Source organism: Anoxybacillus thermarum, from assembly GCF_000836725.1.
GTDB classification, from domain to species: Bacteria; Bacillota; Bacilli; order Bacillales; family Anoxybacillaceae; genus Anoxybacillus; species Anoxybacillus thermarum.
This window is the reverse complement of sequence record NZ_JXTH01000146.1, coordinates 1-686: the sequence shown is the minus strand read 5'-3', so window position 1 is coordinate 686 and position 686 is coordinate 1. Positions and strand designations below refer to the sequence as shown.

Annotated in this window: 1 protein-coding gene and 1 pseudogene; one reads left to right on the top strand and one right to left on the bottom strand. The window is 45.6% G+C overall.

Features of this window, described 5'->3' with window-relative positions:
• The coding region (locus LH47_RS14835; protein WP_200890882.1) for a UPF0236 family transposase-like protein at nucleotides 1–197 on the bottom strand (197 nt) is incomplete at its 3' end.
• Between the two features lie 238 nt (nucleotides 198–435).
• Between LH47_RS14835 and LH47_RS14830 the strand changes: the two are divergent.
• A pseudogene (locus LH47_RS14830) lies at nucleotides 436–686 on the top strand (hypothetical protein); the annotation flags it as partial.

Sequence of the window (686 nt, the reverse complement as noted above, 5' to 3'; positions counted from 1 at the left end):
TCTCCAAACAGCGTTTGGATCGTGGTCGGCCGTTTGTCTTTCAGCTGATACCGGCGCTTGTCCCGCGCTTCCGCCAGTTGTTGATCAATCTCCTCCAAAAGGGCCGCCAACAAGACAGCGAACACCTTTTGAAGAGTTCTGACTAATTGTTCCTCCAGCTCTTTTAATAAAGGCCATTCTGTGGTAAAATGTTTCATGGACTCTCTCCCTCCTGTTTTATTGATGTTGGTCATCTCCATCATAGCAGGGAGAGAGTCCTTTTTGCATGACATTTGCTTTTTTCTACCGCGCTTCGCTTGGTGGCCCCGACGAGCGTCGCGAACAAAAGTTCGCAACCCTCGTCGGGGAATCATTCCTGAATGTCACCCACAAATATTTTACTCACACTTTTTTGTTTTTCTTCCATACTAAGTGAAAAAAGTATGGAGGGTGCGTATGTTTTTATCCTTATTATTATCAGTTATGACGGTCGTTTCGGCTCAAGGGGACGTGTGTACGAAAAAATTGGATGAAGCGAATGTGCAGCTATGTGGAAAAGAAGATGGAGATTGGGTGCGTCATTTTACGCTTCACGTCGGGAAAGCGACGTATGCGTTTCCGGAATGGGAACATGTAAACGATCCGAAAGCACTTCCGCAATTGTATTCGATGGACGTCACGGAAGATGGAAAAGAAGATATTGTTGT